Annotated in this window: 18 protein-coding genes; 8 read left to right on the plus strand and 10 right to left on the minus strand. The window is 56.4% G+C overall.

Annotated features, from left to right (window positions below; all coding sequences use genetic code 11):
* Complete coding sequence (locus tag ACV7JO_RS16240) at positions 1-810, minus strand: hypothetical protein (RefSeq protein ID WP_470356238.1); 810 nt, start codon at positions 808-810, stop codon at positions 1-3.
* Between the two features lie 320 nt (positions 811-1130).
* On the opposite strand from ACV7JO_RS16240, the gene ACV7JO_RS16245 reads away from it, so the two are divergent.
* Complete coding sequence (locus ACV7JO_RS16245; RefSeq protein WP_470353625.1) at positions 1131-2300, plus strand: ISH3 family transposase; 1170 nt, start codon at positions 1131-1133, stop codon at positions 2298-2300.
* Positions 2301-2441: 141 nt separating this feature from the next.
* Here ACV7JO_RS16245 and ACV7JO_RS16250 read toward each other — a convergent pair whose 3' ends face one another.
* Both ACV7JO_RS16250 and ACV7JO_RS16255 read right to left on the minus strand, forming a co-directional pair.
* Positions 2442-2750: a DnaJ domain-containing protein gene (locus ACV7JO_RS16250; protein ID WP_470356143.1), complete on the minus strand. Its 309-nt coding sequence runs from the start codon at positions 2748-2750 to the stop codon at positions 2442-2444.
* Between the two features lie 9 nt (positions 2751-2759).
* Positions 2760-4349 (minus strand): Hsp70 family protein, encoded by a 1590-nt coding sequence (locus ACV7JO_RS16255; protein WP_470356144.1) that lies wholly within the window; start codon positions 4347-4349, stop codon positions 2760-2762.
* 156 nt (positions 4350-4505) lie between these two features.
* On the opposite strand from ACV7JO_RS16255, the gene ACV7JO_RS16260 reads away from it, so the two are divergent.
* A complete protein-coding gene (locus ACV7JO_RS16260; protein ID WP_470356145.1) occupies positions 4506-4850 on the plus strand; it encodes a hypothetical protein in 345 nt (114 codons plus the stop codon).
* 296 nt (positions 4851-5146) lie between these two features.
* On the opposite strand, the gene ACV7JO_RS16265 is transcribed toward ACV7JO_RS16260, so the two are convergent.
* Entirely contained in the window at positions 5147-5800 is a 654-nt protein-coding gene (locus tag ACV7JO_RS16265) for a hypothetical protein (RefSeq protein ID WP_470356146.1), read from the minus strand.
* A gap of 173 nt (positions 5801-5973) precedes the next feature.
* Here ACV7JO_RS16265 and ACV7JO_RS16270 point away from each other — a divergent pair, with 173 nt between their 5' ends.
* From ACV7JO_RS16270 to ACV7JO_RS16280, 3 genes are all read left to right on the plus strand, one after another.
* Positions 5974-6276 (plus strand): hypothetical protein, encoded by a 303-nt coding sequence (locus ACV7JO_RS16270; protein WP_470356147.1) that lies wholly within the window; start codon positions 5974-5976, stop codon positions 6274-6276.
* Positions 6277-6786 carry a hypothetical protein gene (locus ACV7JO_RS16275; RefSeq protein ID WP_470356148.1) on the plus strand — a complete coding sequence of 170 codons (510 nt, stop codon included), beginning with the start codon at positions 6277-6279 and terminating at the stop codon, positions 6784-6786.
* 368 nt (positions 6787-7154) lie between these two features.
* Positions 7155-7658: a cupin domain-containing protein gene (locus tag ACV7JO_RS16280; RefSeq protein ID WP_470356149.1), complete on the plus strand. Its 504-nt coding sequence runs from the start codon at positions 7155-7157 to the stop codon at positions 7656-7658.
* Positions 7659-7770: 112 nt separating this feature from the next.
* Here ACV7JO_RS16280 and ACV7JO_RS16285 read toward each other — a convergent pair whose 3' ends face one another.
* The 5 genes from ACV7JO_RS16285 to ACV7JO_RS16305 form a co-directional block, all read right to left on the minus strand.
* On the minus strand, positions 7771-8052 hold the full coding sequence (locus ACV7JO_RS16285) for an AbrB/MazE/SpoVT family DNA-binding domain-containing protein (RefSeq protein WP_470356150.1): 282 nt from the start codon (positions 8050-8052) through the stop codon (positions 7771-7773).
* 410 nt (positions 8053-8462) lie between these two features.
* Entirely contained in the window at positions 8463-9446 is a 984-nt protein-coding gene (locus ACV7JO_RS16290; protein ID WP_470356151.1) for a DUF3592 domain-containing protein, read from the minus strand.
* A gap of 297 nt (positions 9447-9743) precedes the next feature.
* Positions 9744-10190: a DUF8162 family protein gene (locus tag ACV7JO_RS16295; RefSeq protein WP_470356152.1), complete on the minus strand. Its 447-nt coding sequence runs from the start codon at positions 10188-10190 to the stop codon at positions 9744-9746.
* A gap of 99 nt (positions 10191-10289) precedes the next feature.
* The gene (locus ACV7JO_RS16300) at positions 10290-10490 is read right to left on the minus strand and encodes a helix-turn-helix transcriptional regulator (protein ID WP_470356153.1); all 201 of its coding nucleotides are present in this window, start codon (positions 10488-10490) and stop codon (positions 10290-10292) included.
* Positions 10491-10495: 5 nt separating this feature from the next.
* The gene (locus ACV7JO_RS16305; RefSeq protein ID WP_470356154.1) at positions 10496-10924 is read right to left on the minus strand and encodes a DUF2178 domain-containing protein; all 429 of its coding nucleotides are present in this window, start codon (positions 10922-10924) and stop codon (positions 10496-10498) included.
* A gap of 250 nt (positions 10925-11174) precedes the next feature.
* Between ACV7JO_RS16305 and ACV7JO_RS16310 the strand changes: the two genes are divergently transcribed.
* The 3 genes from ACV7JO_RS16310 (at position 11175) to ACV7JO_RS16320 (ending at position 13431) form a co-directional block, all read left to right on the plus strand.
* Positions 11175-11984: a DUF7847 domain-containing protein gene (locus ACV7JO_RS16310; RefSeq protein WP_470356155.1), complete on the plus strand. Its 810-nt coding sequence runs from the start codon at positions 11175-11177 to the stop codon at positions 11982-11984.
* Between the two features lie 92 nt (positions 11985-12076).
* Entirely contained in the window at positions 12077-12529 is a 453-nt protein-coding gene (locus ACV7JO_RS16315) for an ArsR/SmtB family transcription factor (protein ID WP_470356156.1), read from the plus strand.
* A 62-nt stretch (positions 12530-12591) separates the two neighbouring features.
* Positions 12592-13431, plus strand: coding sequence for a DUF7847 domain-containing protein (locus tag ACV7JO_RS16320; RefSeq protein WP_470356157.1), 840 nt, complete (start codon positions 12592-12594; stop codon positions 13429-13431).
* A gap of 373 nt (positions 13432-13804) precedes the next feature.
* On the opposite strand, the gene ACV7JO_RS16325 is transcribed toward ACV7JO_RS16320, so the two are convergent.
* A complete protein-coding gene (locus ACV7JO_RS16325; RefSeq protein ID WP_470356158.1) occupies positions 13805-14467 on the minus strand; it encodes a helix-turn-helix domain-containing protein in 663 nt (220 codons plus the stop codon).
* Positions 14468-14636: the final 169 nt, after the last annotated feature.

The raw sequence follows: 14636 nt of genomic DNA on the forward strand, positions 1-14636 counted from the left end.
CTATCGCCCTCCGCCGGTTGCCGTCCACGCGTCGAGCAGGGGATCCGCGGTGGTCGCCACCGTCTCACCGTCAGCGATGACGCCCGTTCCGACGCCCTCCGGGGTCGGCGTCGACGGCGCCGGCGTCGTCGGTTCCACGCCGACCTGCGTGGCGCGTGCCGCGAGCAGCTGCCGCCAGTACCCGAACGTCGTCTGGTAGTACGCGCCGTCGTCGACGGGATAGACGAGCGTCTCGAAGTCCTGGCCGACGACCCGTGGCCCCATCCGGGTTTGCTCACACTCCAGGTGGTGGTCGGCGACCGTCGCGACCGACTCGGTGAATTCGTTTCGTTCGTTTCGCGTAACGAGCACCGGGATGTCGTACCCCTCGGCGTAGGTTGCCAACCGAGCGAGAGTCCGAGCCTGGAGGGTTTTCGCGTGAGTCTCGCCAAGGGTATCGTCGGCGCGGTACTGGGCGTCGACGGCCGGCGCGACGATGAGGGCGGGCGTGTGGGGCGACGTGTCCTCGTCACGACTTGGTTCCCCTCGACCGGCCGCCCCAGAACCGGCGGTGGACGACTGGATTACCTTATTCACCGCTGACGGGAGACTACAGACGGCGCCGTAGTGCTGGTAGGCGGTAAATCCGCGTGCCACGTGGATTCGGTTGAGCAACCGTTGACTAGGGGCGATTTGGGCGAGTGTCGTCGTGGTCGCGTGCCCGTTTGCGTCAACCCAGAAGGCGGGCCCGTCGTGCAGGAGGAGATGGTCGAGCACGAGTGACTGCAGGATCGGGACGCCGCGGCCTCCCTCGACGTCGAGCAGCGTGATGCCGTCCTAGAGTGACGGCAACAGCATCCCGTCCGTGGCCGGATCGGCCTGGTCAGCAAGGGACCGATTACGGTCAGCCCCCCGTGTTGGCTGGTCCACCGCCAATCGGTTCGACGTTGAGTGTTCTCCCATACTCGATTAGTTGTCCACATTCCCGATAAGCCGCGGCGTGGGGCTTCCGCGTTTCATGGAAGGAGCCAGACTGTTGGTTACGTGTACTCAGTCACCGAGATTTCTGTGTAGACCGGCGGTTTCAGGGAACACTTCCAGAATCAGTACCTCACAAAGCTCGCAAGTTGAAGGAGTCCGCTTGCTGAGTTGTGTCCAAGCAAGCAAAGCAAGCGGACAGTGAAATCCACGAAGACCAACTTCTTAACTTCCTCGTCAACCGGCTTGACGAGGAAGTTTCTCTCACCCTGGCGAATAACGCTGAAATCGATCCCGAGGACATCTACGAGGTCCTCGTCGGCGCGACCGCCGACGGGACCTCGATCTCCACGCTGTGCAACTCCAGTGAAGACTCGCCATCGGCGAACACGATCCTCTACCACCTGCGGACGAAGTTCGAGCCGGAACGGCTCGAACGAGTCGCTAACACACTCCTTCGGCAGGATGTCGTCGAACTGCTCCCCGAGCAGGTGGAGGTCTGCGCAGACCTCCACCTGCGGCCCTACTACGGTGACGAAGCCGACACAGACGGCCTCTACCACTCGGAAGCGAAGCGGGGAACCACCGCGTTCCACGCGTACGCGACACTCTACGCGCGTGTGAAGAACAAACGCTACACGCTGGCGGTGCGCCGTCTCGAAGACGGCGACACCGCCAGCAGCGTCCTCGCTGAGTTCCTCGGTGTGCTTGACGGCCTTGACACCGAGGTCAAGGCCGTCTACCTCGATCGCGGATTCTACGACAGCAAGTGTCTCACGCTGCTTCAGGCGCATAACTACGCCTACGTGGTCCCGATCATCCGGTGGGGTGAGGCGATTCAGCAGGAACTCTCGGAAGGCTGGAGCCGCGTCATTCAACACGACCTGACAGGGAAACTCGACGGTCATAGCTGGACCGTCGAGTTTCCCGTCTACATCGACTGTACGTACCTGAATGGACGGTATGACGAGAACGGCGTGGCGCGTCACGGCTACGCCGCTGACGCGCCGTTCATCGAGACTCCACGCGACGCTCGATACCACTACTCGAAACGCTTCGGTATCGAGTCGAGCTATCGCTTGTCCGAGCAAGCGATAGCGACGACAACGACACGAGACGCAACGGTGAGACTGATGTACGTCGTGGTGAGTCTGCTGTTGCAGAACGTCTGGCGGTATCTCCACTACGAATACGTGGCGACGCCCCGCCGAGGTGGGCGTCGCCTCTGGTGGTGGCCGTACAAGGAGTTCGTGAATATGGTTCGCCGGGCCGCGTGGACGGCCCTCGCGGTGCGTCGGACCGTCCCCGCAAACCGGCCACCTGACGACCGGTTTCATCGGTAGTCACTTACCAGGATCGCCGCCTTGTGAGTGGCTACGCTGTCGCGTCGGCGGCTGACCGCCGCCGACAGCGACAGCTCCGTCTCCGATTAGTGTTGTTCAACCGCTATCGACGACTCATCACGACAGAACAGGTGACTTAGGTCAGGCTAACTGGTGATGCTTTGTGAGGTACTGATTCTTCTTTCTCTGATTCGTCCCACTAGTAGTCGTAGAGCGTTGAGCACTCGTAGAGGTAGTTCCCCTCTCTTCGGAAGCGCTGGTAGAGGGTTCCGATGTGTTCTCGAGTGTATTTTTAGCCTCTTTGATTTTTAGAAATTTCTCTTGGGCGTCTGGGGCATCACTGTGATCGGGATGATATTGTTTGACCAGTTCCCGGTAGGCATGTTTGATATCAGAGTCAGACGCCCCCTGTGAGACACCGAGAACGGAACGAGCTTCCTGTTTATTCATTGTGAGCGGTTAATTCAGTAGCTTGGGGAGGCTATCTTGAATCTCTTGAACATCGTCGTCACTAAGCGCGTGTTTCGCGTTTACTTCAATATCGTCCCGGATATCGTGGTTCTCGTCAATCGCTTCAACGTGGATGATCCCGTCTACGTCGACGACGATTTTGATGAGATGGTCTTGTTCTAGCCGTTTTTTCGGCGGGTATGGGCCCAGTTCAAACGAGTCGAGTTGTTCGTTCTGTTCGAGGGTATCATACCCTCCCTGATAGATTTCAATGTTGGTGAATGTTTGGTAATCTTCGTGAGGGATCATCTTTGTCTGTGTCTTGGCTGGGATGGATTCCCCTTCTGGCAGAAGTGGTAGATAGAATTCTTCTCCGGTATCATGCTTCTTAGCCTTGACACCGATACCCATTGGCAGGACATCGAAGAGGACTGTTTGACTATCGTCTGAGATTAACTGCTGGTTTTCGTCATCAGCAACGGCGGGGACAGCGTTCGTAGTCGATGGGGAGGGAAACGGTTTATCGTGGATACTACAGGCGAGTGCTGTCGCACCAAGTGCAACGACGTGGTCGGGGTTGATACCAGTTGCCGGTTGCTGGTTGAAGTAGTCGGTTACAGCGTCTCGAACAGCTGGCATTCGGGTTGAACCGCCGACGAGGAGGACTTCATCGATTTCGGAAGGGATCACTCCTTGACGGGCCAAAAGCTTGTCACTGATTTCCAGCGTTTCTTCAACCGTCTCTTTGATGAGGGTGTTGAGTAAGTCTCTATCTATGGTCTGTTCAACATTGATAACTTCGCCATTCTCAAGCGGGAGGTGTGGAAGGGTAATATCTCCAGTTTTCCGGCTTGAGAGGGAGTGTTTCACCTTCTGGACTTCTTCTATTATCCGGGCTTCGATTTGTGGTTGGCCAACATCGGGGTAGGAACCGTGTTTTCCTTCGATTTGGTTGCCAAGCCAGCTGCTGATGATGCTATCAAAGTCGTCACCACCGATATCAGTTGACCCATCGACGCCGTTGACATCTATGATATCTTGGCTGATATCGACAAGAGAGCAATCGAAGGTTCCCCCACCGAGGTCATAGACGAAGACAGTTTTTTCCGACTCAGTCTGAAGCCCGTAGGCGAAACATGCTGCTGTTGGCTCTGTGATGATCCGGTCAACCTCAATGCCAGCGATTTCAGCGGCCTTTTTCGTCGCTTTTCGTTGGTTCTCTGTGAAGTATGCTGGAACGGTGATAACGGCACTTGAGATGCTGTCGTTGAGATAAGCCCCGCCGTCTTGGATGAGCTTCTTGAGGATGAGTGCACTGATTTCCTCGGGGCGGTGAATATCGCTCCTAAGGATGAATTCGTCGTCGCCCATGTGTCGTTTGATAGAACTGATTGTTTGCTTCGGATTGCTCACAGCTCGGTTTTTCGCCTCTCGTCCGACGTAGACTTCTTCAGATTCTTCATCGAAGCTGACGACAGAGGGCGTTTTCCGGTCTCCTCGAGCGTTCTTCAGGACCTGAAATTCGCCCCCATCGGCTGTGGCAATCACACTGTTCGTGGTGCCGAGATCGATACCGATTGGGTGAGTTATCGATTGCATGAGTAATAATAATTAATTTATAGCATGAATTGAGGGACGCACAGAGTTCGTCTCAATCCAACTCACAATGGTTCACTTTGGCAGATATACAGAATACTACCGCAATAAATCTTTCATCTGACTATCACAATGGTCATAATAGCTGCGTTACCAACTATGACTGATCCAGAAGTTGAAATGGGCTACATCCTGCTTTATGTTGCGGCGTCTGGTAACATGGAAGCACTACGTAATGGGAACGAATTTGAGACGTGTATAACTCGTGCGCGTGGGAAGTCAGAAGTCATTGAAACGTATGTTGAAGATGGTGAAACGGTCGAAGTGCTGGCTTCTGAGAGGGGATATGCCGTAACAAACTCGGGGTATTTCATGGAATTTATTAGGTCTGATCGAACTCATTTACCGATTATTGATATCGCAAAGATGGATACTGAAAGACGGTCGTACCGGGTATCGGAGGGGACTGCTGAGTCGCTCCCACGTATGGTTTTGCACAATTAGAGCGAAATGAATATGTCCGGATCCATGGTCGGTACGATACTGATCCTGGGAAGTTCGACGATGTCGGGCTAGGATGGGATATGAACGAGAAAACCATTGGTTGCTGCTGCTTGACGAGATTGAGCGCCGCAACGAAGTGAATCCGGTCATAGACTATTGGGCAGCAGAACACGGCCCAGATTACTTGACCCCTAAAGTTATTGCGGAGAAACGCGGTATCGAGACAGAAACGGTTCGGGAGAATATCCATTATATCAAGGCAGACCTAGGACAATCGGAGTGAGTCCGGTTACCGCTCACCGGTGAGAGTTCTGTTGGCTGGCGGGCCCTCGAGGGTGAACGGCGCGGAAATTGGAACTGCAATCTTGACACGACCAGGCCCCGTCGTGCCTGTCGTTCCGGTCATCATAGACGACATTAACACACTCAGCATTTCGCGGACCTTCACAGGTCGGACAATGGATCTCGTAGATGTTACCGATGTAGTCTTCGTTTTCTTCCCCAGCTCCTGTTGGTTTGAGCCCGATACTAACGATGAGCCAGCCACTGTCTCCGAGTTTTTCAAGGGCAGACTGGAGCTCGCTTTCGTTGGTTAGTTTATTGCCCCATTCGTCGAAGATGATTGATTCTCCGTTGTCGAAGTCGGAGTTCTCCCGCGCTTGCTTAAGTGAGGCTTCGGCTTCGCTGGTACCCAGCTGAGCGACCATATTCTGTTCCCCCCAAAGAGTGTTGCTGACGGCTAAAGAGAGTGATTCCAATTTGACTGCGAGGTCGAATGTGTCTGACTTTGCGTGACTAAAGAGCGGGTCTGGACGGCCGTCGCGATGAGCGAAGGCAGCAGCTGCTTTCGCGAGTGCTTCGTCTTCGTTCCCTGTATTGACCGAACCAATCCAGTACAGACCCTCTGCTGAGGGTAACAGAGCCCGGTCACCTTGAGGCGACATCGACACCGTACTTGTCCACGGCCTCGCCAAGCCGCCGGAGTTAACCAACACTGAACCTCGTGGACAGCCGCTGTTGGTTAACACAGACTCGGACGGTTTGCACCGACAATAGTTCACCGTATATGCTCACATTGTACACACGAAAACCGCTAAGTGTCGTGGCTCACAACATACACATAATGAGTTCCGACAAGAAGCGCGTCCAATTTCGTGCCCCACACCGGTTGATAGACCGGACAGACGCCCTTGCGGACGTTCTTGGGGAAGATAGAACGGATATCCTCGTGACAGCCCTCCGCGAGTATCTGCAGGAGGCAACCCACGACGATGCGCTCGTCCAAGAGATTGCAACTGCCTACTATGATGACGAGGTGACCTTTGAGCAGGTGAAATCTCTCGTCGGTGCGGAAGAAGCGGCCAACCTTCGCGTCCTCAAACAGCAACTGGATGAAGGACACATCGAGGACCTCGCTGAGCTATAGATGTCGGTTCTCGTTGCGGATACGTCGGCGCTGGTGAGTCTTGGAATCGTCGGGACGGCGGAGACTGACCCGCTGGCTTTGTGCCTAGACACCTACGAGGCACTGGTCCCGGAGATTGTCGTCGACGAACTCGAGGATGTCGCCTCGTATGCTGATGCACACGGCCGTGGTGCCCAAGCTGTACTCGACCACGCTGATGGGTTTTCCGTCCGGTCAGTTTCACTCGATGCGGCCTTCCCACTCGACGATGGAGAGAACGCTGCCGTCACGCTCTCGAACGGGACCGACGCCGCGATGTTGTTGTGCGATGAGTTCAACCAACTCGGCTTGATTCATGCCTCGCTGGCCGACACACGACTGGTCACGACACCGACGTTGTTCTCGGTGTTCGTTCGGAATGGGCAGATGGATGCTGGTGTTGCGAGTTCATCTCTCGATGCGATTGCCGAGGCTCGAAGTTGGGAGACAAACCAGTACGTCGACCGTGCTCGGTCGTTACTTGAGGGGTGATTTCGTCGTCCCGTCGACGAGACGGTCGGTGTCGAGACTACACCCGATGTTCTCGACGCCGGCGAAGAGTGTTCGCCTAGAGATGCCCCCGCTGATTCAGGCGTACTCCACGTCTTCGATGCTGAGACGGGAGAACGGTTGTGGTCACGGCAGCCGGGAGCGTCGTACGGTGGATATCCCATCGCTATCGCTGACGATCGGATCTACTACGGTGACGCCGAGGGGGTCCACGCACTCGAGTAAGCTCTCGAAGGTACAGAGAACGGTTCGTATGTGCGAAACGGCGCGAGAGGAGAAGCAGCTCGCCCAGTACGCCCTGACAATTATTACTGTCCTCCGATATGTCGTCCGTGGGTGTACCCAGTCGGATGTCCGATCCAACTCGTCACGGGAAGTATTCCGTCACAGTCGGCCTTGACCGGAACCTTGGAGCTGAACTCAAAGTCGCACCGGGAAACGGAGCCAACAACGTAGCTATCGTCGAACACACGTTGCCCCCAGAGAAACTCGCGGCGCCACTCCACCGACACAGCAACGAAGACGAAATCTCGTATATCCTTGAGGGGCAGATGGGTGTCCAAGAGGGAGACGACGTGTCGCTGGTCGAAACAGGTGAGATCGCTGTGAAAGAGCGCGGTGTGTGGCACACCTTCTGGAATCCGGGTCCAGATCCGCTTCGATTTCTGGAGGTCATAACACCAGGAGAGTTCGCCTGGTACTTCGCGGAAACCGACGCGATACTCCCCGAAACAGGCGAACCAGATGACGAAGCGGTCGAACAACTCGCTGAACTCCACGGTCGGTATGACTTCGAGTTAGATCCGGAAAGTGTTCCGCAACTTTTGGATCGGCACGGATTGGACACCGATTGAAGCGAGTAATCCTTGATGGGCCGGACTACCTGTTCCTACTCAGATCAACCAATAGGCACACTGATTCACCTGATGCGCTTGCGAGGGGCCTGTCTCTCGTCTGCGAAACCGACTATGACGAGATAGTCGAGAAACTCGTCGAACTCTTGACGTCGACATCCCAGGCGTCGTGATCGCTCGTGACATCGGCCGACTCCTCACCAGCGTAGCCGTCGAAATCGGCGAACGTCCCCGTTTGCTGTTGGATCACTTGGACCCGAATGCCCCCGTCGTCTTTGCGATGCCAACGGAGTCGATCACCATCGTCGATATCGAGTTCCCGACGAATCCGGGCAGGGATATTCGCTTGGTTTCCAGACACCTTGCTCTCAGCGTCAATTCTGTCCTTGCTCATACCTCCCGGTATGTGGCCGATGGTGAAAGCCTAGTGTGCCGCCACACTATTCAGTAACAGAAGAGCGGTTCCGACGAAGAGGATGGTTATCTACCCTGGGGTTGTTGGATGCCGGCCGTCTGGTCGGGGCACGCGGCCCCGTTTGATCTCGTGTTCGACAGCAAGCAGCCGGCGTCCTCCGTACCACGGCGATTCTCCTCTTGCTCACGATCCTCGTACCTGGGTTCATCTTCGGAGAGCGTAGATAGTGCAACACGACGTGCTTCTAGCGGGCGAGCCAGCGTGCTTTCCCAAAGCTTGTTTGACTAGCTTCCGACACCGCTCAACGAAGTCGATTTCCTCGACTTCGTCCTTCTACTCCGTGATATAAGCCGGTTCGATCGCTATTCAACACGGCAGTTGATTGCTATTCAGAATATCAGTATCTGTACGAGTGCACCGAGGAAAAAGAGTATTAGCAAGAACGCGACTCCGGTCTTTTGTATTCGCTTTCCATAGGCATCGAGTTCGTAGTTGCCGAGACAGATAGTGACGAGCCGCGTGAGATGTGTAAACGGGCTTGGCGGTCGCGGTTCCGGAATACGCTCGCGGAGTCGCCTGTATTCGGTGAACGACCAGACGGAGTAGAGCAATACTGAGATGAACAGCGTGATTGCCGCCAGAAATACGATCCCGAGTAGCACACCGATTGGGTCCGTCAGTGTAACTTGTAGGTGGACTGGATCGCCACTTCCGGATCCAGCGAAGAGAAGAACTGCCGCAACACTCACTACTGAGACCGGTAGAACGAATAGTGCTATCTTGAGTAGCCGTATACTGAGTCTGTGGACTGTTTCTCGGTCGGCACCGAACAGCGTTTGATACCGTGTCGAGGTGTATTCGTGTTCGGAGCGGAGCGCTGTCTCAGCCCCTGGTTTTCGCGCACCGATCGCGTTGAGTGCGATAAGGAGCAAACCGAGCCCACCGATAGCCATGAATTCGAATGGACTTGTTATCGTCTGCCGCTCGAGGAACCCATCACTCGGGTCGGCAGGGTCGACGTATGCCGTCACCGTCTCACCTGCTTCATACGGCTCAATCGCTGACTGGGCGTCTGCTCGCGTATCATACGATGGGCTAATACTACCGGGGAACAGTTGGTCACCGGTATATTGGGTTCCCTGGAACTGATAGGTAAACTCGATTTGAACGTAGTACTCCGAGCTCCCGCGGCTCTCCGACTGATAGACGGATGCCTCCTCGATCGCCGCTTCGACTGTCACGGCATCGTCGACCGCTTCGGACTGTTGAACATAGTCGTACCCGCCGATGGTGATCCCCGCCAGACAGACGAGCACGATGATAATCGTACCCTTTGTGACTCGAACCGGTGTGCCTCGAACGGTGAAATCCATTTATCTGAACACCGTAACACGTTGTGGATGCAGTTTGGTCGGTTGTCTCGAAGCTGATACCGAGGATGCTACGCCGCGCGTTTCAGTATTTGCGGGGTGACGACCACCTCAAGGGCAGCGATTCCGAGTGCGACCCAACGGATTGAGCCTTCAAGGATGGCGAATGCAATGAGGGCGATGACCGTGGCATTAACGAGGCTTATACCATAGCGGATGGCTGGACTGGCAAAGATGGAGGGCATCTGTATGATTCGAGTCGGTGTACAATCTTATTTTTTGTTGAAATCCTCTTGTCTCTTATCCGGTTGGGAGCGCGAGGATAAACGCGAAAAACGCTAGTGGGATGACGAAGACTGCAGCGTACCAGAGTGCCGCGATGACGAGTAACAGCCACGTGCCGAGTCCGTAGTTGGTTGGATCCCAATCAATGCCAATCCGCGGTAAGCCGACGACTGAGGTCAGTGGCAGCACACCCACGTATGCAATCGTGAGTGCGAACGCCATATCCAGCAGTGCGTTCGAGAGAGTGGCACCCTCTGGACCCGTTGTCGTAAAAATAATTCCAGTCCCAATTCCGAATGGGATCGACAGTGCGACAGCGACTAGAAGATAGCTTGCGATCGTGGACCGTGCTGGTGGTAATCCGTCGAATAACGAACGGATTCGGCTGCTGAGTAGAATCGGACTCCACAGTATCGCAGCGACGAATCCAGGCCCGAACACGAGAGCGAGCGTGTCGAACATCGATACCGATTGGATTAACACACGTGCCTCAAAACCATACAGGAGACTCAAAACGGATTTTGAACAGCTGTTCTGCGTAGCTAGCGCTTGTTCTTGGGTCTAGTCGTTCTCTCCGGGTTCGAAGATGTCCTCGATGTGGCACTCGAAATGCGCTGCGAGCTTGAAGGCGAGGTCGAGCGATGGGTCGTATCGGTCGCGCTCGATAGCGTTGATGGTCTGTCGGGTGACGCCGACTGCCTCGGCCAATTCACCTTGGCTGAGCCCTGCCGCCTCGCGCCGCCGTGGGAGGTCGTTCTCCATGATGGTTACCGTCGTTTGACGATTCCGTAGGCGACACCCCACAGTAGAAAGAGTCCCGAAGCAAGCAGTATCGCACCGGTCACTTCCGGTGGCGGCTCGATACGTCCCGCGGCTTCGAGCACGTAGATGGCAGGGATGACAGAGAGTCCGAGCACGAACAAGACGCCGAGGGTCAAGCCGCTTGCACGGTTGTACAGTTCGGTATCGCGCTCGTCCTGGAGCGGCACGTCGGTCAGTTTCGGCGCGAGGAACGTGATTCCACTACCGATCCATGCACCCCCACAGTAGATGATCGTTCCGAGGAGTTCACGTCCGGTAGCCAGTCCGGCGAATAAGCCGATTATCGCTATAGCGAGGATGGCGTACACGACGCGGTAGTAGGTGCGGCGCGCTTGCCTCGGTTCATCCGTTTCGGGAGTTATTGTGTCAAGCATCCTTTACAGTAAAGGAAGCTTTACAACCTAATGAATGTTATCCCACTGAATCGTCCGCAACCCGACCCGGTGAGGACGAGAAGCCCGAGCGCAATCGCTACTCCCAGCGCCACAACGGCGCAGTCGATTCCCCACCGAAGTGTGCTTTGCGTCATGTCCACGAAACAGGCGGTACAAGGGCTCAAATGATTAAATATGATTTTGATACTACGTTCGAGCTAATATATGACAGCGGTAACTCGTAGATACGATGGTCACCGTCTCCGCATTCAAAGATGGATTAAACGCCCTCCGCGCGAATCCGATCCTGCTCGTCGCTGGCCTGTTCGTCGGGGCAGGCAGCCAGCTGCAGTACGTCGATCACTTCATCGAGTCGCCATATCTCTCGGCAGGCCTGTCGCTTGCCTGGCTGATCGTCTTCCCGTTCGTTATCGGCGGGTTCATCGGCACTGCCCGAACTGCGATCAACGGCACAGACGCATCCCTCACTCACTTTTTCACTGTGGCCCGGACTCATTACCTTCGGCTTCTCCTTGCAACGGTGGTGTTCGTGCTACTCGTGTTTGGAACCGCGATCGGATTCGGGCTCCTCGGGTTCATCCTCGGTATCGGATCGATGGCGCTCACCGCGATTCACGAGATGGCTGCGTTCGCAGCAGGCGTCATCTCTCTGCTTATTTGGCTCGTGTCGATCCTTGTTGTCATTATGTTCGTGCAGTTTTATGACACGGCTATCGTCATCGAAAACGCGAGTGTCACTGATGCGTTCCGGAGAAGTGTTGGGCTCGTTCGCTCGAACCTCAAAAGCGTCACTGGATTCTCCGTGGCGTGGCTCGTCCTGCTGAACGTCTTCTTCATTCCTGAATACTTGGTCCAGTTGACGATGACAAATGCTGGCCCAGCTGACGTATTACCGTTCGATCTCGGGATTCCGATCGCTGTCCTGCTCCCGGTCGGGATCGCTCTTTCCGCTGTCGGCTTCGCGTACTTCTACACGGTGTACACGGCCTACTATATGCGATTAATCGCTGCCTCAACTGATACGCTGGACTCAGTATGACCATCCACCAACAATTACGTGCGCTAGCTTCGAACAGCCACCGAACAGATCAGATCCCCACGACCGCCGCACACAGAAACTAGCCAAACCCTATGTCACGGATCCTCCCGACACAAACTGACGCAACCGTCGAACGAAGCGATACTCCGGCCGTCTTGAGTCTCGACGACGACGGGACGCGAGACGTGATCGAAGCATTGTCTTCCGAGACCGCCTACGAGATTTTTCGACTGCTCAACGAAACGCCGGCGACGCCGGCACGGATCGCCGAGCAACTCGATCAGAGCGTGCAGAACGTCCATTACCACTTGGAGAATCTCGAATCGGCCGGCGTAATCGAAGTTACGGACACCTGCTATTCGGAGAAAGGCCGGGAGATGAGCGTCTACGTCGTTGCTGAAGATCCGACACTGCTCTTTCTCGGCACCGAGGACGATCGGCCGAGCCTCAAACGCGCGTTCAAATCCTTCGCCTCACTGCTTGGTCCACCGTCGATCCTGCTTGCCGCCGGTGAATCTATCTCCCGATTCGTTACTGCCGAATGAGCGAACATACCGACACACCGGTCGAAAGAACTTCTACTGCCGGCGACCCAACCACGGGTGACGTGGCACCGACCATCAAGGCCCGAGACGATGTCGATGGCTGTGGCTGTCTCGAATGCCGCAACATCGAGATACCCGCAACTCGCCGAAGCGTTCTCGATACGTTAGTCTGGTCCGTTCGCCTGTTTCGGTCCTATCCGTCAATTGTCGTTTTCGCGGGTATAATCATTTTGGCAAGACGCCTTCTCGAAACGGACAGTATCAACGTGCTCCCGATGCCCACAATTACCGTGGTTGAGACTCTGACGGCGTTTGCGTCCATCATCTTGATCCGTGCCTACGTAGGAACTATCGTCGCCGGTGAACTGACCGGCGAGCCCGTCACGAGACGTGAGGGGTTACGTCGAAGCCTGGCTCGGACGCCATCACTAGTCGGAGTCGTCATTCTCACCGTGTTTTTGGTGATGACGGTTCCGTTCCTCTTAGCACTACCACTCTTCCTTATCGTCGGTGTGCTCCCGGTCATACCGGTAGATATGATCAGTTTCCCCGTCACTGTAGCGATCGGTGGAATCACCTTTGCCGTGCCGTTTCTGTTTCTCCTGTACAAGTTCTGGTTCGCACTTGAGGCGTGTGTCATCGGCCAGTACGGCCCGCTCAAATCATTCCGCGTGAGTTGGCGTATCACGACGAACTACCGAAGAAAATTCGTGCTTATCGGGGTGATCGCTATTGGAAGTGCAGCTAGCCTCTTTCTCCCAACATATCTCCCCGAGACGGGGATGAGTCTGGCCTCGTTGAACCCCGTTTTGAGCGTCATCTCGTCGAGTGTCAGTGACCTACTCTCAATCGTGTGGGCAAGCGCCTACGCGCATATCTACGTCCAAGGTATCGTGTCGTGAACTGGGACTTATGCTGGTGATGCAATTCAGGAGCCAACTACACCCAGTGACACCACTCGCCGCCGTGTGAGCAGATTTATCACAGTGACGGAGTATAGCTTGGCACGTAATGTCACCTGCACAAGTAGTGTGTGACTGCGGGCACGTCTTCGTCGCCGCCGGCGTCGACGAACGAGCCGTGGTTCGCTGTCCGGACTGCGGAACCGTCGCGCCTGTGTAGAGTGGTTGCGCGCACGAAAGCGCCGCTTGGGCCTCACGCGCTCGCGTTTGCGAGACGCCGCTGGGTGCGTCGCTACCCCGCGCAGTACCTGACTCAGCGTCAGCCTCGTCTACCAAGGTATCTGTGCCGCCTCCCGCGCTCGCCGCGTGCGGGTCAGCGACCGTCGCGGCCGGTCATCGCGTCGAGAAGCGTGTTCGTGACGAGCGTCTCGATGCCGCGGCGCAACCGCTCCGTGACGGCTTGGTCGGAGATGTCGAACCGGTCGGCCAGTTCCTGCGTCGAGATGCCGCGGGGCAGCGAGTAGTAGCCCTCGCGGACGGCGTGGGCCAGCGCCTCGCGCTGGGGAGCGGTGACGCCGAACCACGGGCCGGCTCCCGGGCCCGTCGGGGCGTAGACGCGCTCGACGGTCAGGTCAATGCGGGCGTTCTCGCAGTACCGCTCGAACCCGTCGAGCCCGTCGTGTGAGGGGAGTTCGAACTCGAAGGTCCACGTGTCGCCGGCCGCGCTGGCCCGGTACAGCTCCCCGCCGTGGTCGGCGAGCCCCTGCAACAGGAGGTCCCGGCCGGCGTCCCAGTCGAGGGCGTACAGCGTCCGGTCCGACAGCTCCTCGACGGCGCGGAGGTCGTCGACTGCGGGGTGGTTCTCGACGCCGTCGAGAAAGGAGGCGTCCGGATTGTCGGCCCAGAACAGCGGGATGCCGGCCGCGCCGCCCGGCGCTATCGATTCGAGTACGACCCGCCGGCCATCTCCCACAGACAGTATCCGACCTAGTTCGAAGTCCCGTGCCGGTATCTGTCCCTCGACGATGACGCTCACAGTCGACCGTCGAGCACCGCACGGATAGAGTGTCTGCTTGGTCGACCATGTCGCCGTTTTGCTTGGTGAGCCATGCTAGCCACCAGCGATAAGTATCAGGCCCTCGAAACTCGCACGAGGAGACGCCTACCGCGCCGGTGGTCCGCCGTGTGACTTTGTCACACTCCAC

This window comes from Haloarcula sp. MBLA0138, assembly GCF_055632455.1.